Below are 19,359 nucleotides of genomic sequence, written 5' to 3'. Positions count from 1 at the left end.
CGTCATTGACCTGATCCACGCCATCAGAGGCCACAGGTCGAGGTGTGAACACCAACACCTGCTCTGCCATGCGTTCGGCATGTTTCGTGCGATCTTTCACTTGACCCGCCAATTGTCCACATGCCGCATCAATGTCATCGCCGCGCGTCTTGCGCACTGTGGTGACAATGCCCGCATCCAACAACACCTGTGAAAACGCCATGATTTGATTACGCGACGAAGCGTGCAGCCCTGACGCGGGGAATGGATTAAACGGGATCAAATTAAACTTACACGGGACATCTTGAACCAAAGCCACCAACTCCTTGGCATGCTTGACCGAATCATTCACGCCCGCAAGCATGACGTATTCAAAAGTCACAAAATCACGCGGCGCATGTGGTAAATAGCGTTGGCACGCGGCCATCAACTCGCGCAAAGGGTATTTTTTGTTCAACGGCACCAGTTCATCGCGCAAGGCATCGGTCGGTGCATGCAAAGACACCGCCAAGGCGACAGGGCAATCGCGACTCAAACGATCCATCATGGGCACTACACCCGACGTTGAGACAGTCACGCGACGGCGCGATAGGCCATACGCATTGTCATCCAGCATCAATTTTAATGCTGGGATCAGCTGATTGTAATTAAGCAAAGGCTCGCCCATGCCCATCATCACCACGTTGGTGATGAGGCGCTGCCCTTTCGGATCGGCGCCCAGTGCATGATTCGCCCACCAGAGTTGGCTGATGATTTCACCCGTGCTCAAATTGCGGTTGAACCCTTGATGCCCTGTTGAGCAAAAACGGCAATTGACCGCGCAACCTGCCTGCGAGGAGACACACAGCGTGCCGCGATTTGATTCGGGAATGTACACCGATTCGACTGCATTGCCCTGCCCCACATCGGTCAGCCACTTGCGCGTACCATCATAGGATGTGTGATCGCTGATGATGGTGGGCAAAGGCAACTCGGCTTCTTGCTCCAACCGGGTGCGCAATGATTTGGCCAGATCAGTCATCTGGTCAAATCGCTGCGCACCAAAATGATGAATCCAACGCGTGACTTGACGCGCACGGAAGGACTTTTCGCCCATCTCCGCGAACAGCTCGGTCATGCCTTCTAAGTCAAAATTCAACAAATTGGTGCTCATACTTACTTTCAAATGTACGGATCGCATTGTGAAACTTGATGGGCGCTGCCCATGAAATTTTCGGTGCTTGGTTCAAACAGCTCGTATTGAATTGTTTGAGTTTATTTTAAATGGATCCGTAGGTTTTTTACTTTTTACGATTAACCAAAGAAATATTTGATTTCGTTTGCTGCATTTTCCAAGCTGTCAGAGCCGTGAACTGCATTTGCATCAATAGATTCAGCGAAATCAGCGCGGATGGTGCCAGCAGCTGCTTCTTTTGGGTTGGTTGCACCCATCAATTCGCGGTTTTTCAATACGGCGTTTTCGCCTTCTAAAGCTTGGATCATGACAGGACCAGAGATCATGAACGACACCAAATCTTTGAAGAAGGGACGTTCGGCATGAACAGCGTAGAAGCCTTCGGCTTCAGCTTGAGTCAATTGAGCGAATTTAGCAGCAACGATTTTCAAGCCTGCGTTTTCAAAACGCGTGTAGATTTGACCAATAACGTTTTTCGCCACTGCGTCAGGTTTGATGATAGATAAAGTACGTTCGATAGCCATTGCTATGCTCCTGTCGGTATAAAATTTATAAAAAGACAATAAAATCAAGTTCTTCACGTTCTAGTGAACGCGAAATTATAGCATAGCTGACAATTTTCTAACGTACTAAACATGACAAAACGCCGCACAAGCAGCGTTTTTCGGGTAAATCCAACTGACACACAATCATTCACCAGCAAAAAAACACTTCAATCCAGAAATGCCCCCATTTCCCCTCGCAAACTAATGGGTGTGATAATAGGTGAAGTACACCTCATCGCGCTGCCAGCCCTGCGATTCGTACAAACGCTGTGCAGTTGTGTTGGTTTTTGCCGTTTCCAGCATCAAGTAACCCAACCCTTCCGCAGCCGACCAATTTTGGGCAAATTCCAGCAAAGCGGCGCCAACGCCTTGACCTCGTGCTAGAGGTGAGACAAACAAATCATTCAGCAACCACACATTTGACTCTTTAAGGCTCATTGATAAAGAGCTGAACATTGGGTACAGTTGAATGAACCCCAAAGCCACACCTGTTTCACCTGTTGCCAGAATCACTTTGGACTGCTGATGGCTCATGCGTGCGCTCAAAATGGCACGTGACAGCTCAACATCCGATGGTATCTCGTAAAATTGTCGGTACGCATCAAACAAGGGTACAATTTTTTCAATTTCAGCCACAGTCGCCCATTGAACATTCATCGTTTTCAAACCTTTATCTTTGTTAATAAATTATTGAAACGATTGTACAGGATTTATTTTAGACGCACCAATAACTGCATTGATATGGCATCGAAGCCTGATCGTTTGCCGCCTTCAAGCCCGTTTTTTTAAAAGTCAGGTGTAAGCCGCTGCGGTTAAAATGACAACCCACCCATAAACATTCGCAGTGACATTCACATAAAAACCACTTCATTTACACTGAATGACACTGAATGCACACTGAAACAACAACCATTCAAAACATGTCGCCAACACACCCACATCGCAACGCCCCCACATCCGTTTGGGACCTGTTTTTATCTTTCAATTGGCTTTCGCTGCAAGGCTTTGGTGGGGTGCTGGGCATCATCCAGAGAGAATTGGTTGAAAAAAAGAAGTGGTTGACCCATAAAGAGTTCATCGAAGATTGGGCGGTGGCGCAAATATTGCCTGGCCCCAACGTGATCAACCTGTCCATCATGATTGGCGAACGCCACTTTGGTGGGCGCGGTGCTGTGGCTGCACTGGCCGGTATGTTGCTTGGCCCTTTGGTGCTCGTGCTGCTGCTCTCAACTTTGTTTGCACAAGTGGCTGATCTGCCGATGGCTCAAGGTGCTTTGCGTGGCATGAGTGCCGCTGCAGCAGGGCTCATCATGGCTGCGGGTCTAAAATTGATGACTGCACTTAAAAAGAACATCATGGGCATCACTGCATGCGCCTTACTCACAAGCGCCACATTCATTGCTGTGGCGCTTTTGCACCAACCATTGATTCGTGTATTGCTCGGACTCGGTGGCTTGGCCTGCCTTTGGACTTATCGGCGAATCCTTCTATTAAACAAATCTAATACACACACTGAGCAACAGATTGCACACCATTTGAACGATCACTCCCCACATCAGGATGCACCATGAACATCAGTTTAAATTGGTACGATTGGCTCGGCTTATTTGGTCATTTTTTATCATTGTCTCTGATGGCGATTGGCGGCGCAGTGACGACCATCCCAGACATGCACCGTTTTTTAGTGGTTGATCAGCATTGGCTCACAGAGGCTCAATTCGCCTCGTCGATTGCCCTTGCTCAGACATCGCCAGGACCCAACACCTTGTATATTGCTTTATTCGGCTGGAACGTCGGCCTCAATGCGGGCGGTTATGGGCAGGCCATGTTGGGCATGACACTGAGCATGTTGGGCGCACTTTTACCGAGCATGCTGTTGACATATTATGCAACCCGTTGGTGTCGCAGCAACCGCGATCAAATCGGTGTGCGCGTATTCATGCAAGGCATGGCTCCAATTGTGGTGGCCTTATTGCTGTCCATTGGTTGGTTGCTCAGCACAGCCAGTAATCAACAAGGCCAAGATATTCACAATTGGCCACTGTGGCTGCTCACAGCGGTTACGGCAGTGCTGGCCTGGAAAACAAAAACGCACTCCCTTTGGATGCTGATTGCGGGCGCAATATTGGGCGCTTTCATTTCTTTGTAAGTCTTTCATTTAGTTGAAAACTCATCGCTTGAAAAGTGCTTTCTGGAAGCCCCCCACATCATTTAATGCGCGTATAATGATAACAGCGACGCACTCCACCCATAACAACTTTGCCGCCTCTTCCGAGCCACTACACATACACAATGCTCGTGTTTATCTTTTTAATATTACAAAAAAAGGGGATACAGCAATGACACAAGAAAGAATTAAGCTGGCATTTATGGAGGTGCTTGACGGCTTACCTTGCTATGAAATATCAGTATATTGCGATGACTTTGAAGAGGTTATTGTAGATGAGTCAAAATTACCTGTAGAGCGACAATTTCACATTTATGGCATCAATGCACTTGATGTCATAGCCATACGCCAAGCACAGTCATACCTCTGCATTCGGCCAAGAGAGCGGGCATACCATATTCATGCGGGCATTGAATGGGAAGACAGCATTGTCAAACTCTCGAATCAGCATTTCACCCTCCGTCAAGATGGGCAATATGATTTACATGCCGTCATCGACAATAATTTGAATTATTTGCAAAGGCATTGCGAAGATCAAACAACGTTGATTAAAAGCTGGACGGCGTCTAAAATCGAGTGATGGTAAAGCCAGTCCATGCCATTCGTTTTAACCCATGATGGATTAAAACGCACAACATAAAAATGTGGGTTGATCAATACCTTCAACCCACAATATGATCGTTTGAGCAATGAGGTTTAGACCGCCATAAAATTGCCAAACATATCAATTAACACGCCCGCAAAAGCCACACTCACTCCCCAAATGAATAATTTCAATGTTCGTTTGTAATACGCCTCAGCATTGGCTCGCGGGTAATCCATGCGCAACACTCGACCCAATACCACAATCAAACACGTCGTCCCAAAAAGAATGCATGCCCCCACAACATAAGCCAAAAAATCGCTGAGGTGACTGTCTGATTTCACCCACGTTGAGGCAAAATTCAGGATAAAGCCGAGAATAATCCCAGTCGCAGTCACGAGCGGCTGTCTAAATGTTTGTATTTTATCTTCCATCATGTGCCCTCTGTGTGTGTCTTCAAAATAAATCCATTTTCTGTGAAACAACGGTGATTCAGCGATTATAATCGACCTGAACCAACAACTCCATCTCAGATTAAAAGTTTATAAAACATGGGTTCACATCCAACCGTTCCACACCCATACCACAATAAAACACACAACAAGGAGCAACAATGAAGCGTCGACATTTTTTAAAAGGCCTCAGCGGTGCGGCTTTATTGCCCATCATGTCTTTTCCCCTGCTGTCATGTGCGGATGATGGTGTGCAGTCAACATCTACAAAAAAAACCAACCTCAACACACGCATGCCCGAAGAAAGCGAAGCACACGATGCCACATGGATGGCCTATGGTGCCACCGCGCAAGCGTGGGGGACGACAGGCGCGTATGGCGCCAGCCGCGCATTGGCTCGACGCAATTTGATGAACATTGCGATTCAATTGTCACGATTTGAGGCGGTGAAAATGCTGGTTTCACCCAATGACATGACTGAGGCAAAAGCTTTACTCGCCAGCCTTTTACATGGAAACACCACCAACACATTAACATTAGGATCAGGTCACAATGCGGTTTTACCCAACGTCGAATCGGGCGGCAAAGTTGAATTGATTTCACAAGCAGTGGATGATTTGTGGATGCGCGATACAGGCCCCATTTTTGTATCTGACAGCGAGCAGCAATGGCATGGCGTGAATTTTAATTTCAATGGTTGGGGGCAAGACGACACAGGTGCAGCGGGTTGGCGGCGAGACCCAGAAAAAGCCAAAAATGGCATTTCAGCACAACCCATCAAAAATGACAAAGCTGTTGCCCACTTCATTTTACAACGCACTCAAACACCCGAACTCAGCACGTGGCTTGTATTGGAAGGTGGCGGCATTGAAGTTGACGGCGAAGGCACCGCGATTTGTACCGAAAGCTGCATTTTAAACCCAAACCGCAACCCAAACCGCACAAAGACTGAAGTTGAACATGAATTGCTGCGTTTACTGGGCGTGCAAAAAGTCATTTGGTTACCAGGCTTAAAAGCACAAGACATCACCGATGGTCACATTGATTTTTATGCCCGTTTTGTGGGCCCCCATCGGGTCGCATACGGTCTGGACAACGACCCTGAGTCACCTGAATACGAGTTGACCCATGAGCACAAGAAAATTTTAGAATCTGCAACCGATGCCAAAGGACGACGCTTGAACCTATACCCTTTGGTCGCACCTGATGCGGAGAAGGTTGCCAATGCTGTCCTCTCACGCAACAATTGGTCAGACAACTTATTCAATGAAAACTCATTTGCTGCGGGCTACATTGGCTTTTATGTGGCCAATAAATGCGTCATGATGCAACAATTTGGCGACCCAAAAGCCGATGCCGCTGCTCTGAAAACAGTCCAAGCACTCTACCCTGAACGCACCGTTTTACAAATGGCCGCAGATGGTTTGGCGAACGGCGGCGGAACCATTCACTGCGCCACCCAACAGCAACCTGCTCGACAAGCGCGCGGATAAAAGAGAAGAAAGAGAAGAAAGAGAAGAAAGAGAAGAAAGAGAAGAAAAAATGGAAAGCAAAAAGTGCTTTCCATTTCCAAATTTTTTCTCAGCACTCCACCATATTCACAGCCAAGCCACCTTTGGCTGTTTCTTTGTATTTGCTCTTCATGTCGGCTCCCGTGTCACGCATGGTTTTAATCACCATGTCCAATGACACATGATGCACACCATCACCCCTCAATGCCATGCGTGCAGCATTGACTGCTTTAATCGCGCCCATCGCATTGCGTTCAATGCAAGGAATTTGCACCAAACCACCCACAGGATCGCAGGTCAAGCCCAAATTGTGCTCCATGCCAATCTCAGCCGCATTCTCAATTTGCTCCCGCGTGCCCCCCATCACCGCAGCCAACCCAGCGGCCGCCATGGAACAAGCCACACCCACTTCACCTTGACAACCCACCTCTGCACCCGAAATCGAAGCATTGAGTTTATATAAAAGTCCAACGGCACCTGCCGTCAGTAAAAAAGTGATGATGCCTTCATCAGGCGCCGATGGCGTACTCCGCAGTATGAATCGCTCATAATAATGCATAACGGCTGGAATCACGCCCGCCGCACCATTGGTGGGCGCAGTGACGACACGCCCACCCGATGCATTCTCTTCATTCACCGCAATCGCATACAAATTCACCCAATCCATCACTGACAAAGGATCGGACAATGCACGCTCAGCATGCTGCGTGAGCTGGGTGTACAGTTCAGCTGCGCGGCGTTTGACATTCAAACCGCCAGGTAAATAACCAGTCGCATCAGGGTTATTGATGCCACAACCACGCGACACGCAGGTTTGCATCACACTCCAAATGTTCATCAACTCCGCACGCACATCCTCTGCACTGCGCCATGTCAATTCATTGGCAAACATCAGCTCTGCAATGCTGATTTGCTCTCGCTGACAGATATCCAGCAACTCCTTTGCGCTGCTGAACGGGTATTTCACTTCATTGAAAGCATCCAATACAGGCGCAGGATCCATGCCAACCGTGACAACAAAACCGCCCCCAACCGATAAATATTTACGCTCAATGATGACATGATCGGCATGGTCATACGCGGTGAATTTCATGCCATTTGGATGCTCCGCCAAGGCTTGGCGGCGATGCAGAATTAAATCATGTTTGAGACTGAACGCCACATCGTGCGTACCCATGAGCATCAGACGTTGATCGAGGCTGATTTTATCCAAATCATCTTGCACCGTTTCAATCGGTACCGTATCTGGCGCATAACCCAGCAAGCCAAGCAACACCCCTTTATCGGTGCCATGTCCGATCCCCGTCAAACCCAGCGAACCATACATTTGCGCACGCACGCGGCTGGTTTCGCTGAGTAAGTCATGTTTTTGCAAATGTTCAGCAAACATTTTAGCGGCACGCATGGGTCCCACAGTGTGTGAGCTGGACGGCCCAATGCCAATTTTAAACAAATCAAAGACGGATACCGCCATGGTGCATCTCCTAACAACCTGAACAGCCTGATGACAAAATAGTCAAACGAGGCTTTTTTGGATGGTTTATATTATTTATATTGAGCCCTTTTAAAGATGCTCTTCTACTCATCATAATACAATTACAGAAACGGGCTGTCCTGAATTTTCACATAAAAACCGTGTTTAATTCTGTATAAAATTTGCTTCACTGCACCATACAATTAACTTACAGCACAGTAATTATTATTGTAAAATAAAACGTTTTCATATAAAAATAGAGATACATATACAGAGGCGAGCATGAATCAGACTGAACACCACACATCCGCACCACACATCGCCATCGAGCCTTGGGCCATCAGCGAACCCGAATTTAATCCCTCGCAAGCGGCTTTGCATGAAACATTGTTCACACTGGGCAATGGACAAATTGGTGTGCGTGGTGCGCATGACGAAGGCGACATATGGGCAGGTACGGCCCAGAATGATGTTTTTATGAATGGCTTTTACGAAAGTGAACCCATCGTTTACCCCGAATCAGCGTATGGCTTCGCCAAGGCCAATCAATTCATCGTCCGAGTCCCAAATGCAACAGGCATCACGTTTAAAATCGATGGTGTGGCATTTAATCCGAACGTGGGTGAGCTCACTGAGTACAGCCGTCGCATGGATTTCCAAACGGGTGTGTTGACGCGTGAATATGTGTGGACGGCCGAAAGCGGACAACAAGTGCGCGTGCGCAGCGAGCGTTTGGTGAGTTTTTCACACATGGCCGTTGTTGCAGTGCGGTATGCGGTGACGCCACTGAACTTCACGGGCGAAATCACCCTGATTTCCAGCATCAGCAACCTTCCACGCGCGGTCAAAGCAGGCGACGATCCGCGGGTGGGCGCCTCCTTGGGTGGACTTTTGAATTATGTTGCGTTTAAATCCAGCGACAATTTCTCGGCCTTCACACACCGCACCCACCACAGCGATTTGGAAGTGGTCAGCAGCGCCATGCATGCCACTGCACCCGCATCGACCAGTCACGATGAGCAGCAAGCGCGCTTTGTCTTTGACCACATTGCCGAAGTGGGTCAAACCATCTCCATCGTTAAATTTGCAGCCTACATCAGCAGTCAATCTGTGAGCAAAGACCTCATGGTTGATGCGGCACACAGCGCTTTGAGTGCAGCCCATGCCATTGGCTTTGATGGCTTGGTGGCGGAGCAAACCACATATTTGGCTGACTTTTGGCGCAATGCGAACGTTGAAATTGGTGGCGATGTGTCATTACAACAAGGCATGCACTTCTCTCAATTTCATTTGCTCCAATCCGCAGGGCGAGATGGCAAAACCAACATCGCCGCCAAAGGCGTGACGGGTGCAGGTTACGATGGTCACTATTTCTGGGACACCGAAATTTATGTGTTGCCATTTTTCCTGCACACCCGCCCTGAAATCGCCCGCAAACTGCTCGAATACCGTGCCAGCACACTCGATGCCGCACGCACCCGTGCCCGCGAAATGGCACATGACAAAGGTGCACTCTACCCGTGGCGCACCATCACGGGCCCCGAATGTTCATCGTATTTTCCAGCTGGCACCGCGCAATACCACATCAATGCAGACATCGCTTACGCGATTCGCCAATACACCGATGTCACAGGCGACACCAGCTTCCTGCTTGAGCAGGGTGCAGAAGTGGTGTTTGAAACCGCACGCATTTGGCCTGCGCTGGGTCAGTTTGATGCGAACGGCCAATTTGGCATTTACACGGTCACGGGGCCTGACGAATACACCGCGCTTGTCAACAACAACCTGTTCACCAACGCCATGGCCCGTCATCACATGCAATTTGCAGTCAACATCGTCGCATGGCTGTCAAAAGACCACCCTGCAACATTGGAAAGCCTTCGTGAAAAAATCGGCCTGACCAGCGAAGAAATTGCGGTCTGGCAAGATGCCGCCGCCCACATGAAACTGCCGTATGATGCCGAACGCGGATTGCATGCACAGGACGATGCATTTTTTGACAAACCTGTTTGGGACTTCGCCAACGCGCCGAAAGACAAATACCCATTGCTGCTGCATTACCACCCATTGGTGATCTACCGCCATCAGGTGTGCAAGCAACCCGATGTCGTGCTGGCTTTATTGTTACTTGGTCACGAGTTTAACAACGAGGACAAAAAACGCGATTACGATTATTACGAAGCGATCACCACGCACGACTCATCGCTGTCATCGTGCATTTTCAGCATCATGGCCGCTGATGTCGGTTACACCGAAAAAGCCTACGACTACTTCATGCAAACCGCACGTTTGGATTTGGATAATTTGCACCACAACACCCAACATGGCGTGCATGCTGCGGCTTTGGCGGGTTCGTGGATGTCCGTGGTATATGGTTTTGCAGGCATGCGCAGCTTTGGCGGTCATGCCAAATTTTCGCCGTTTCTGCCCGCACAATGGACGCATTATCAATTTGTCATCCGCATCAAAAAACGCCTGTTACAAGTCCGTGTTGAAGCAGAGCGCGCCGTGTACACCTTGCTCGAAGGTGATGCACTGAAAATCACGCACAAAGGCATGGAAATTGAGGTTGTGGCTGAACAAGATTGTGTCATGACCTTATAACACATGGCTGGGAACAACCATACAAACCACGTGTTCATCGCTCAAGGCTTGGCTGATGCGCGCACATCATCGGCATCGCTTTAATGTCCACCCCGATGATGGCTGTTGGGCCTGGATCAAAGGCTTTGATCAAGGACTGTGATTGATGGTTCATGGATGGATGCACCATCAATCATTTAATTAAGTCATTTAATTTTCAAACAAAAAAAGAGAGACACCATGATTCAAGCCTTCATCTTCGACCTCGACGGTGTCATCACCGACACGGCTAAATTTCATTTCATCGCTTGGCAAAAACTCGCACAACGATTGGGCTTTGACATTGACCACGAATTCAATGAGAAACTCAAAGGCGTCGGTCGCATGGATTCACTCAATCTGATTTTGCAACACGGCGGCATCTCGCTCACCGAAGCAGAAAAAGAAAATGAAGCCGCGCGCAAAAATGATGAATACGTTGAGCTCATCGCCGACATGAACGCCAGCGACCTCCTCCCTGGCGCACGCGAAGCCCTCGAAGCCATTCATGCGGCGGGTTTAAAAACAGGTCTGGCCTCCGCCAGCAAAAATGCGCCAGCGATTTTGGCACGGTTGGGCATCAGCGACTTATTCGACACGGTGGTTGATGCTCGGTTCGTGATCAACGGCAAACCAGACCCTGAAATTTTCCTCAAAGGTGCGGCTCAACTGAACCTCAGCGTCACTGAATGCATTGGCATTGAAGATGCCGTTGCTGGTTTACAATCCATCAAAGATGCTGGCATGTATGCCATTGGCATTGGTGATCCAGCCGTACTGACTTTAGCAGACACCGTGATTGATGGGCTGCATCAGTTTGACTTAAAGCATTACATTTAAAACATTGCATTCAGGCCTAAAAAATGACTTAAGTGGCCTTGGCTTGGATTTAAAACAATCCATTTAGGTTATACAGTGCATGCATGCCCATAAATAACCGCATGCACAATTGACATGGGTACTTTTAAAAACACCCCCAACAGGCCGCTCACCAGCAACCTGTTTTTTTTATAATGACTTTCACACAGAGCCACCCACCAACCATTTAATCAATCATCCAACATGTTGGTTTACAGTGAAAAAATCATGGATTATAGTGATGAATCTCGGCTCAAAAACCCTAAAGCCTCTAAATTCAAATAAGCGCAAAAGTGGTTTTTTACACTTTATGATTCGCTGCACCATGCCAAGGAAAAGCACATGTCAGATGCCCTCAATGATGTAAAAAGCCTCATCCCGCCCAGTACACACCCCGATGGTGTGACACGACGAGACTTCATTCAAACCGCAGTGGGTGTGGGCTTTGCCGCAGCGGTTTTGCCTGTATCCGCTCAAACCATTCACACACCCAGCGATGGCCTGTTGACTGAAACCGTCACATTAACCATCAACGGCACGGCGGTTCCGATGTACCGCGCACAACCATTGGATGGTAAAAATCTACCCGTCGTGCTGGTTATTTCTGAAATTTTTGGTGTGCACGAGCACATCGCCGATGTCGCACGACGTTTTGCACAGTTGGGGTATATGGCGCTTGCGCCTGAATTATTCATTCGCCAAGGCAACCCGAGTGCCCACCCCGTCATGGCGGACTTGATGACCCACATCATTCGCAAAACCCCAGATGTTGAAGTCATGAATGATTTGGATCACGTTGTCAAATGGGCAGGGCAAAATGGCGGCGATTTGAACCGACTCGGCCTCAATGGTTTTTGCTGGGGTGGACGCATCACATGGCTGTATGCCGCACACAACCCGCAAGTCAAAGTGGGTGTGGCTTGGTACGGCCGACTGGAAGGTGAGTTGTCGCCAATGAACCCAACGCACCCGATTCAAATGGCCTCGACATTAAAAACGCCTGTGCTTGGATTGTATGCGGGTCAAGACACGGGCATTTCCCTTGAGGCCATTGAATGCATGCAACAGGCTTTGAGCCAAGGCACGAGCGGCTCCGAGTTCGTTATTTATCCCAACTCATCGCATGCTTTTCATGCGGATTACCGTCCCAGCTACCAAGCAGATGATGCCAAAGACGCTTGGTTGCGTTGCATTAACTGGTTAAAACAGCACGGTGTATAAGCTTGACATTGATTGTCAATGGCACATCGACCCATTAAAAAAACCGACCTTCGAAAAATTAAAAAAGATAGGATTGCCTTTCAACGTCTCATTGAAACACATATTTTTTGCATCAACCGACAACGCATCCGCCTGAATTTTACATTGACTGAAGCCAACCCACTGGGTTGGCTTTTTTCATTTGACACACCAACACAACAAATATAATATACAACCAATGTTGTATATCAACAGAACAACATTAAATTGAAATATTGATACATGAAAACAATCAATAGAATTCACTCATTTCGTTTGATTACAGCACCACCCCATCACTTCCATCCAAACACTTAAGCCCAAAGGCGTTCACATGAGCCAACTCATCAACTTTCAAGGCAGCAATCTATTCTCAAACATCAACACCACCGGCTCCGTCGGTGTGGATGCCAACAACTATCTACAACTTCGTGTGCCTGTGAACACCTTCGTCACAGCGCGAAGAAATGCGGGGACATTCGACACCACCCATTTCTTTTTAAACATCAGTGAACGTTATATGCTAAGCCTCAACATTGATGCCCCAGAAAACATCAATGCCATCACGGTGTATTTTTCGCTAAAAACGGACAACACACAGTATGGTTACTTTAAAATTTCTGCAGGCAGCTTCATCAAAGGGCGCAATGAGTTTTTATTAGGCTGGAAAGATTTTGTGTTTTCAACAGGCGCAACAAAAGCAAATTTCACTTACATGCCCATCGTCAGCTACCAAGTGCGGGTCGATACCAACACTTTGGGGGCAGCGAATGTTCAATTTTATTCGTTTGACACGATGGATTCATCACAAGGGAAGGTTTTAATTTGGACAGACGATGCATGGAACGATCAATACAACGTCATTTACCCCAAGCTTCGCCGCTATGGTTATAAATTCACCCTCGCCATCGCCCCCAGCCGTGTCGGAAAAACAGACTATTGCACATGGACACAACTGAAAGAAATGCACGGTAACGGCGTCGTGATGGTCAACCACACTTACAATCACATTAACCTGAAAACATTGTCGTATCAAGATCAACTCAAAGAACTGAACAGCTGTAAATTGGAACTAGAAAATCAAGGCATGGGTGGATCAGCAGACATTGTGGCGTACGCCAATGGTGGTTACAACCAAGACACACAAAACATCATCACAAGTTACTTTGCCATGGGTCGAACCGTCATTGAGGGCTTGCAATCAAAAACAGGCGACAAAACACAATTAAAAATCATTAATTTGCTGCCTGGTGTGAGTTTAGACAAGGCCAAAAAACTCGTATATGATTGCCACAATTACGGTGGTTTATTGATCTTTTTATTGCACCGAATCGACAACACAGAACCATCGAGCATTTATTGGTCATACGATAAATTCGTTGGACTGATCGATTACTTACATGAGATCCGAGCCCAAGTGGTGACAGCTGAGCACCTGCGTCAATATTTTTAACGTGCAGAAACTCAAGGCAAACCGTCTATTTTTACATTGCAACAAACCGTAATAAACAACAACAGCAATAACTGCAATAAACAATTAAACAGGGCATTCCAATGCCCTGTTGTTGCCGTTGCGTGATGAAGGTGCAACCAAAAAACAACCTAAATACCAATCAAAACCTCAACCGAAGCACCAATCAACGCACCAATCAATGATTAAATCCTCGTCAGCGTGTCGCATGAGTCAAACGCAACAAAGCACCATTGCGATCATCCGTGATGTACAGTTTACCCGATGGCGACGCACGCAGCTCAACGGGCGCCCCCATCGGTTGATTGTCCGTCGCAGCCCAAGCGCCCACAACCTCATGTGATGAGCCCATCGTTTCTGCATTCACGCTGATCACCCGATGCCCCGTGTCACGGTAACCATGTAAAGCAATCAAGAATTGGCCCCGCAACGCCGTGATTTCGCCATCGTTTGGATACAACAGAATGCCCAGCGGCGCGCTGTGTGCAGGCAACAGTTGAGCGGGCTTGACCTTACCCGCACATGCCTTTGAACGCATGCGGTATTCTGGATTCAAACGGTTGTTGTCATAGCAATATGGCCAGCCATAATCATGCCCCTGCTTCACCACATTCAACTCATCGTGCGGCAACTGGGCATCGCTCAATTGTTTATCCGCTTGAGCAATATTGTCCCGACCATTGTCGGTAACGACCAAAGCACCCAATGGACTCCACGCCATACCCATTGCATTGCGCAACCCACGGGCATACACACTGATGCGTGGCTGATTCAACAAAGACGTGATTTTCCAAATGCTTGCCGTCGCACGCTCACCCCGCGCTTCTTGACATGGAAAACCCGCAGCGGCATTGTCTTTGCCTTCGCAATGATCGGTTCTCGCCCCCATGCTCAGGTACAAATCGCCATTCGCATCAAACACCATTTGTTTGAGTGGATGATGCCCCTCATCGGGCAACTCCGTCAACACAGTTTCGGCAACAAGCGGGCTCGATTTTGGATTCAAGCGCACAATCCGCCCCGCCTCCGCCACATACACCCAACCATCACGCCCCAGCACAATCGCGTGGGGTCGATCAAGGCCATCCAACAACGTGCTGCGCACAAAACTGCCATTGCCCTGCAAAGACAAACGGCTCAAGCGACCGTGATTCTTTTCCCATGAACCCATTTCGGTCACCCAAACCTCAGCATCAGATAACGGCAACACGCCGCGTGGCATTTTCAAATCCGATGCCACCACACCCATGCAAGTCCCCGAAATGGTTTTCACATTCACTTTGGGCAAACCATCACACACGCCTGCATTTGGGTATGGATTTTTAGCAAAAGCCGAACCTGTCCAAACTGATAACGACAATGACAAGAATAACCACACAACCATTGAACCCATGCCGAATAAGCGCACACCAGACTTCATTATGTTCTCCAATAAAAAAGCCGCATGCACTGGGCAAAACGGCTTTTCAAATATGGGTTTAAACCAACTCACCCCACAAATCATACTCATCGCTGGCATGAATTTTCACATCAACAAATTGCCCCACTTCCAGCGGCGTTTCAGTGTAATCAATGTAGACCGAACCATCGATTTCGGGCGCATCCGCCATGCTGCGGGCAATCGCACCGTCCTCATCCACTTCATCAATCAGCACAGTCTGCACCGAACCGATTTTTTTCGCCAAACGCGCCGTACTGATGCCTTGCTGCTTCTCCATGAAACGCGCTGTACGCTCCTCGCGGACTTCATCAGGCAACGCACCTTCAATTTGATTGGCCACCGCACCATCCACAGGCGAATAAGCGAAACAACCGACGCGATCCAATTGCGCTTCGTCCAAGAAGTCCAGCAAGTATTCAAACTCTTCTTCGGTCTCGCTCGGAAAGCCAGCAATGAATGTTGAACGAATCGTCAAATCAGGGCACGCATTGCGCCACGCATTGATGCGTTCAAGCACTTTTTCACCATTCGCAGGGCGCTTCATTGCCTTCAACACACGCGGATGGGCATGTTGAAACGGCACATCAAGGTAAGGCAAGACGCGACCATGACCGTTGACTGCTGCTTGATTCATCAACTCAATCACATTGTCCACGTGCGGATATGGATACACATAATGCAAACGCACCCACGCACCCAACTGCGCCAACTCACCGACCAACTCCTGCATGTGGGTTTTGACAGGACGACCATTGATGAAACCCGTGCGGAATTTCACATCCACGCCGTACGCGCTGGTGTCCTGCGACACCACAAGCAGCTCTTTCACACCAGACTGCACCAATTTTTCGGCTTCTTTCACCACTTCACCAATCGGGCGCGACACCAAATCACCACGCAATGATGGGATGATGCAAAACGTGCAACGATGATTACAGCCCTCAGAAATTTTTAAATACGCATAATGTTTCGGCGTCAATTTAATGCCCTGCGGTGGCAACAAATCAATGAACGGCTCATGTGGACGCGGCAAATGTAAATGCACCGCATCCAGCACCTCATTCGTTGCATGCGGCCCCGTCACCGCCAACACTTTAGGATGCATCGCGCGCACCATGTTGTCACCGTTCTCATCCGTACGTGCGCCCAAACAGCCCGTCACCACGACTTTACCATTCTCGTGCAACGCCTCGCCAATCGCATCCAGCGACTCTTGCACCGCGCTGTCAATAAAACCGCAGGTATTGACCACAACCAAATCCGCATCTTCATACGACGGCGAAATCGCATAACCCTCCGTGCGCAGTTTGGTCAAAATATCTTCGGAATCAACCAGTGCCTTCGGGCAACCGAGTGAAACGAAACCGATTTTAGGGGAATTTAAGTCAGTCATGGCATTCTCTATGTGTGTTTTGCCCATAAAAAATGGGCTGCACGGTACAAACCGTGCAAACCCACATTGTATAACAGCCCGCTGATTAAGGCTCTAAACTATTGTTGTGTTTTAATCAGCAACCGTTTGTATCATTTGAAGAAACAAATTCAAAATTAGATTTACTTAACAATGAACCGCAATTTCTGTTGAAGTCTTCAATCAGTGTGACGATTTGATTGCTTGTTTCTTCAATCCATTCTTTACGCTTTTCGGGGTTAACCAAATCGGTGAAATGTGAACCTTCAGCATCAATCGTTTTCATGTTAATCATGCGCTTAGGTATTCCAATCTTTCCGCCCAACCACCACATTGGTTCCCCCTTGTCTCCTTGAGTCAATTCAAACAATCCTGATACCTCTGAACATAATGTTTTTAATTTTTCATTAGTAGCATGTTTTCCTCTAACTTTACCTTTAGATACTGCAAATCCAAAATAAAGCCGATGACCCAGTTCAATATAAAAATGAATGCCGAACTCATTTTGAAAATCACCTAAACGACATTCAAGCCCATAATGTCTGGTGGCCGATCTCAAATCATAGTATTTTTTTACGAATTTTTTTTCAAAAACCTCCGCAGAATTCTTTTCCTTTTCTTCAAACGTGCTACCCACATAGTTAAAAGTAAAGCTTTTATTCTTCAATGACTCTTTCAGCTCTCGCCAAATTGCCATTTGTGTGTCCAGCTGAATGCCTTTAAGGGTTTTGCTGACTTCAACCGCCAACTTGAAATTATTGCCTTGTTTCAATAGTTCTTTAACCTTCATTTTATACCTCGCTGATAATGTTTGTCCCGTCAATCGCTCAACAAGTCGTTTGTACTGCACAATGGTTTCACGCAAGTGCGGTACATCAAATGCCTCTTTCGCACATGACTCAAGCCAATTCTTGATGTCTGTCTCATAAGTGATGATGCCGTAATCTTTATTGGCCAGTCCACCACGCCCGTTATCACTTACATCCTCACCATACAGATTAAGATAAACCACATAAACCTTGGCTTCATCGCCTACCCATACTTTAGCGGCCTCAAAGTACCTTTTCAATTGACTTTTTTGGTCTGAGGCGTAAATTTTATTTTCAATGACAACCGCACAATCATTGCGGCGCAAAACAAGGTCAATTCGCCCATCAACGTCATCGCTATTTTCGTAGTAACAGCTAAAACTTGAGTCAGTGCTTATCGGTGAACGTTGCCAATCATCTTCTTCCGTTCCGATTGCGTTATTGATGACCTGCTCGATAAACAGCTTTTGAAACACATCACCTTTGCCATGGCTTCCTTTTGGGCTGAGCAGTTCCGCTAAAAATCGCGAGTGCAATGCCACTTCCTCACCTGGCTTGCGCAAAATGGTGAATATATTGAAACCATTGACTTGTGATTTTTCCATTTCCTGCTGTGCCAAATGATACATTGACAGTTTTTCAAATAAGTCTGTCATTGCTTTTAAGTCTTCACCCATCTACATTTCCCTCCTTCATTAAATTAAACACTTCACCATCCGACAACCAAACAAGGCGAATACCTTGCACATCAAAATAAATCACTCCATTTGCATCGAATCGACTTTTTGACTCAACTGCTTCATTTTTTCTCGCCATGATACGCGCATCAATCAATGCATCAATGCGCATTTGAACCACATTCATGACTTGAATTTGACCATCTGACATGGCATTGTGCTGCCAAACCCAGCGGTGGTTGATGGATGTCACCACACAATGACCATTTTCATTTTCAAGCAAGCCACTGGTGTCGGCATCGGTTTGAAATACGACGTGCCCATCGATGTCGTACGTTTGGCGTATTTGGTTCAAGCGCTGCAATTCTATGCGCTCAAACATGCCCCAGTCCATCTCTTTCGGCTTATCCGTCAGCAGTAATTTCAGTGTAATCTGCGCGAGCAACTGCGCTTCTTGCAAGGCTGTCATTCGATTATCGTCATGCGAAATGCCCAATTGCTGCGCCACCCAAAGCAAGTCACAAGAATGATGCACAAACCGACGGCGTGCGCGTTCTTGTATGGCATCGCCGAACAAAGCATTTGCACTCAGCTTGGGTAGGTTCAATTGTTTAAGCAGTCGCTCCAATGGCAAGCAGTCTATTTGTCCATAATAGGTGTAGAGCACCGCGTCATTTATCCGTGTTAAAAACTCGGTGAGTTGCTGTTGAGATTGAGCGCGTTCGATGTGTGTCCATTGCTCAAAGGCATGGATGCGTTGAATGGCGCAACAAAAATCCCAACCCGTTTCCACGCCGTGCTTGAGTTCAACGGCAGCGATTTCAAGGGTGTGTTGATTGCTCTCATCAGTCTCATCATTTTTTTGATGTCGAATGCTCACATACAGCTCGGTCACGTCGTCTATCCAGCCCATTATTTTCCTTTCTTCGTTTTTGCTATATCTCGA

General features: G+C 47.6%; 16 protein-coding genes and 1 pseudogene. 8 read left to right on the top strand and 9 right to left on the bottom strand.

Features of this window, described 5'->3' with window-relative positions:
• Positions 1–70: 70 nt before the first annotated feature.
• The 3 genes and pseudogenes from rlmN to DTO96_RS05545 all read right to left on the bottom strand — a co-directional run.
• Positions 71–1,132, bottom strand: a pseudogene (gene rlmN, locus DTO96_RS05555) (dual-specificity RNA methyltransferase RlmN); the annotation flags it as partial.
• A 140-nt stretch (positions 1,133–1,272) separates the two neighbouring features.
• Positions 1,273–1,677, bottom strand: a complete 405-nt coding sequence (ndk, locus tag DTO96_RS05550) for a nucleoside-diphosphate kinase (RefSeq protein ID WP_114562584.1) — start codon at positions 1,675–1,677, stop codon at positions 1,273–1,275.
• A gap of 222 nt (positions 1,678–1,899) precedes the next feature.
• Positions 1,900–2,355 (bottom strand): GNAT family N-acetyltransferase, encoded by a 456-nt coding sequence (locus DTO96_RS05545; protein ID WP_114562583.1) that lies wholly within the window; start codon positions 2,353–2,355, stop codon positions 1,900–1,902.
• A gap of 233 nt (positions 2,356–2,588) precedes the next feature.
• Here DTO96_RS05545 and DTO96_RS05540 point away from each other — a divergent pair, with 233 nt between their 5' ends.
• From DTO96_RS05540 to DTO96_RS05530, 3 genes are all read left to right on the top strand, one after another.
• Positions 2,589–3,269 carry a chromate transporter gene (locus DTO96_RS05540; protein WP_373277825.1) on the top strand — a complete coding sequence of 227 codons (681 nt, stop codon included), beginning with the start codon at positions 2,589–2,591 and terminating at the stop codon, positions 3,267–3,269.
• Positions 3,266–3,847, top strand: coding sequence for a chromate transporter (locus tag DTO96_RS05535; RefSeq protein ID WP_114562582.1), 582 nt, complete (start codon positions 3,266–3,268; stop codon positions 3,845–3,847). Before DTO96_RS05540 ends, DTO96_RS05535 begins: the two co-directional genes overlap by 4 nt.
• A 76-nt stretch (positions 3,848–3,923) precedes the next feature.
• Complete coding sequence (locus DTO96_RS05530; RefSeq protein ID WP_114562581.1) at positions 3,924–4,445, top strand: hypothetical protein; 522 nt, start codon at positions 3,924–3,926, stop codon at positions 4,443–4,445.
• 116 nt (positions 4,446–4,561) lie between these two features.
• Here the strand turns inward: DTO96_RS05530 and DTO96_RS05525 are convergent, their stop codons facing one another.
• Complete coding sequence (locus DTO96_RS05525) at positions 4,562–4,885, bottom strand: hypothetical protein (RefSeq protein ID WP_157964338.1); 324 nt, start codon at positions 4,883–4,885, stop codon at positions 4,562–4,564.
• A 176-nt stretch (positions 4,886–5,061) separates the two neighbouring features.
• Here DTO96_RS05525 and DTO96_RS05520 point away from each other — a divergent pair, with 176 nt between their 5' ends.
• Positions 5,062–6,393, top strand: coding sequence for an agmatine deiminase family protein (locus DTO96_RS05520; protein WP_114562579.1), 1,332 nt, complete (start codon positions 5,062–5,064; stop codon positions 6,391–6,393).
• Between the two features lie 88 nt (positions 6,394–6,481).
• On the opposite strand, the gene DTO96_RS05515 is transcribed toward DTO96_RS05520, so the two are convergent.
• Positions 6,482–7,885: an L-serine ammonia-lyase gene (locus DTO96_RS05515; protein WP_114562578.1), complete on the bottom strand. Its 1,404-nt coding sequence runs from the start codon at positions 7,883–7,885 to the stop codon at positions 6,482–6,484.
• A 282-nt stretch (positions 7,886–8,167) separates the two neighbouring features.
• Between DTO96_RS05515 and DTO96_RS05510 the strand changes: the two genes are divergently transcribed.
• The 4 genes from DTO96_RS05510 (at position 8,168) to DTO96_RS05490 (ending at position 14,057) form a co-directional block, all read left to right on the top strand.
• A complete protein-coding gene (locus DTO96_RS05510; protein ID WP_114562577.1) occupies positions 8,168–10,489 on the top strand; it encodes a glycoside hydrolase family 65 protein in 2,322 nt (773 codons plus the stop codon).
• 219 nt (positions 10,490–10,708) lie between these two features.
• Complete coding sequence (gene pgmB, locus DTO96_RS05505; RefSeq protein ID WP_114562576.1) at positions 10,709–11,347, top strand: beta-phosphoglucomutase; 639 nt, start codon at positions 10,709–10,711, stop codon at positions 11,345–11,347.
• 360 nt (positions 11,348–11,707) lie between these two features.
• On the top strand, positions 11,708–12,586 hold the full coding sequence (locus tag DTO96_RS05500; protein ID WP_114562575.1) for a dienelactone hydrolase family protein: 879 nt from the start codon (positions 11,708–11,710) through the stop codon (positions 12,584–12,586).
• A 352-nt stretch (positions 12,587–12,938) separates the two neighbouring features.
• The gene (locus tag DTO96_RS05490; protein WP_114562573.1) at positions 12,939–14,057 is read left to right on the top strand and encodes a polysaccharide deacetylase family protein; all 1,119 of its coding nucleotides are present in this window, start codon (positions 12,939–12,941) and stop codon (positions 14,055–14,057) included.
• Positions 14,058–14,271: 214 nt separating this feature from the next.
• On the opposite strand, the gene DTO96_RS05485 is transcribed toward DTO96_RS05490, so the two are convergent.
• The 4 genes from DTO96_RS05485 to DTO96_RS05470 all read right to left on the bottom strand — a co-directional run bounded on the left by DTO96_RS05485 (position 14,272) and on the right by DTO96_RS05470 (position 19,326).
• Entirely contained in the window at positions 14,272–15,495 is a 1,224-nt protein-coding gene (locus tag DTO96_RS05485; protein WP_157964337.1) for a PQQ-dependent sugar dehydrogenase, read from the bottom strand.
• Positions 15,496–15,553: 58 nt separating this feature from the next.
• A complete protein-coding gene (gene rimO, locus DTO96_RS05480; protein WP_114562571.1) occupies positions 15,554–16,909 on the bottom strand; it encodes a 30S ribosomal protein S12 methylthiotransferase RimO in 1,356 nt (451 codons plus the stop codon).
• Positions 16,910–17,024: 115 nt separating this feature from the next.
• Complete coding sequence (locus DTO96_RS05475) at positions 17,025–18,413, bottom strand: PDDEXK-like family protein (RefSeq protein ID WP_114562570.1); 1,389 nt, start codon at positions 18,411–18,413, stop codon at positions 17,025–17,027.
• Positions 18,406–19,326, bottom strand: a complete 921-nt coding sequence (locus DTO96_RS05470; RefSeq protein ID WP_114562569.1) for a hypothetical protein — start codon at positions 19,324–19,326, stop codon at positions 18,406–18,408. The genes DTO96_RS05475 and DTO96_RS05470 overlap by 8 nt, the downstream gene beginning before the upstream one ends.
• Between the last annotated feature and the right edge of the window lie 33 nt (positions 19,327–19,359).

Source organism: Ephemeroptericola cinctiostellae (genome assembly GCF_003339525.1).
Taxonomy (GTDB): Bacteria; Pseudomonadota; Gammaproteobacteria; order Burkholderiales; family Burkholderiaceae; genus Hydromonas; species Hydromonas cinctiostellae.
The sequence above is the reverse complement of the archived record's forward strand: the minus strand, read 5'-3'. Positions and strand labels throughout refer to the sequence as shown.

Coding starts and splice junctions, on each gene's coding strand:
- DTO96_RS05490 (WP_114562573.1), top strand. CDS start 12,939: ATGAGCCAACTCATCAACTTTCAAGGCAGCAATCTATTCTCAAACATC.
- DTO96_RS05475 (WP_114562570.1), bottom strand. CDS start 18,413: ATGGGTGAAGACTTAAAAGCAATGACAGACTTATTTGAAAAACTGTCA.
- pgmB (WP_114562576.1), top strand. CDS start 10,709: ATGATTCAAGCCTTCATCTTCGACCTCGACGGTGTCATCACCGACACG.
- DTO96_RS05515 (WP_114562578.1), bottom strand. CDS start 7,885: ATGGCGGTATCCGTCTTTGATTTGTTTAAAATTGGCATTGGGCCGTCC.
- DTO96_RS05470 (WP_114562569.1), bottom strand. CDS start 19,326: ATGGGCTGGATAGACGACGTGACCGAGCTGTATGTGAGCATTCGACAT.
- DTO96_RS05530 (WP_114562581.1), top strand. CDS start 3,924: ATGATAACAGCGACGCACTCCACCCATAACAACTTTGCCGCCTCTTCC.
- DTO96_RS05500 (WP_114562575.1), top strand. CDS start 11,708: ATGTCAGATGCCCTCAATGATGTAAAAAGCCTCATCCCGCCCAGTACA.
- DTO96_RS05545 (WP_114562583.1), bottom strand. CDS start 2,355: ATGAATGTTCAATGGGCGACTGTGGCTGAAATTGAAAAAATTGTACCC.
- DTO96_RS05535 (WP_114562582.1), top strand. CDS start 3,266: ATGAACATCAGTTTAAATTGGTACGATTGGCTCGGCTTATTTGGTCAT.
- ndk (WP_114562584.1), bottom strand. CDS start 1,677: ATGGCTATCGAACGTACTTTATCTATCATCAAACCTGACGCAGTGGCG.
- DTO96_RS05485 (WP_157964337.1), bottom strand. CDS start 15,495: ATGAAGTCTGGTGTGCGCTTATTCGGCATGGGTTCAATGGTTGTGTGG.
- rimO (WP_114562571.1), bottom strand. CDS start 16,909: ATGACTGACTTAAATTCCCCTAAAATCGGTTTCGTTTCACTCGGTTGC.
- DTO96_RS05510 (WP_114562577.1), top strand. CDS start 8,168: ATGAATCAGACTGAACACCACACATCCGCACCACACATCGCCATCGAG.
- DTO96_RS05540 (WP_373277825.1), top strand. CDS start 2,589: ATGCACACTGAAACAACAACCATTCAAAACATGTCGCCAACACACCCA.
- DTO96_RS05525 (WP_157964338.1), bottom strand. CDS start 4,885: ATGATGGAAGATAAAATACAAACATTTAGACAGCCGCTCGTGACTGCG.
- DTO96_RS05520 (WP_114562579.1), top strand. CDS start 5,062: ATGAAGCGTCGACATTTTTTAAAAGGCCTCAGCGGTGCGGCTTTATTG.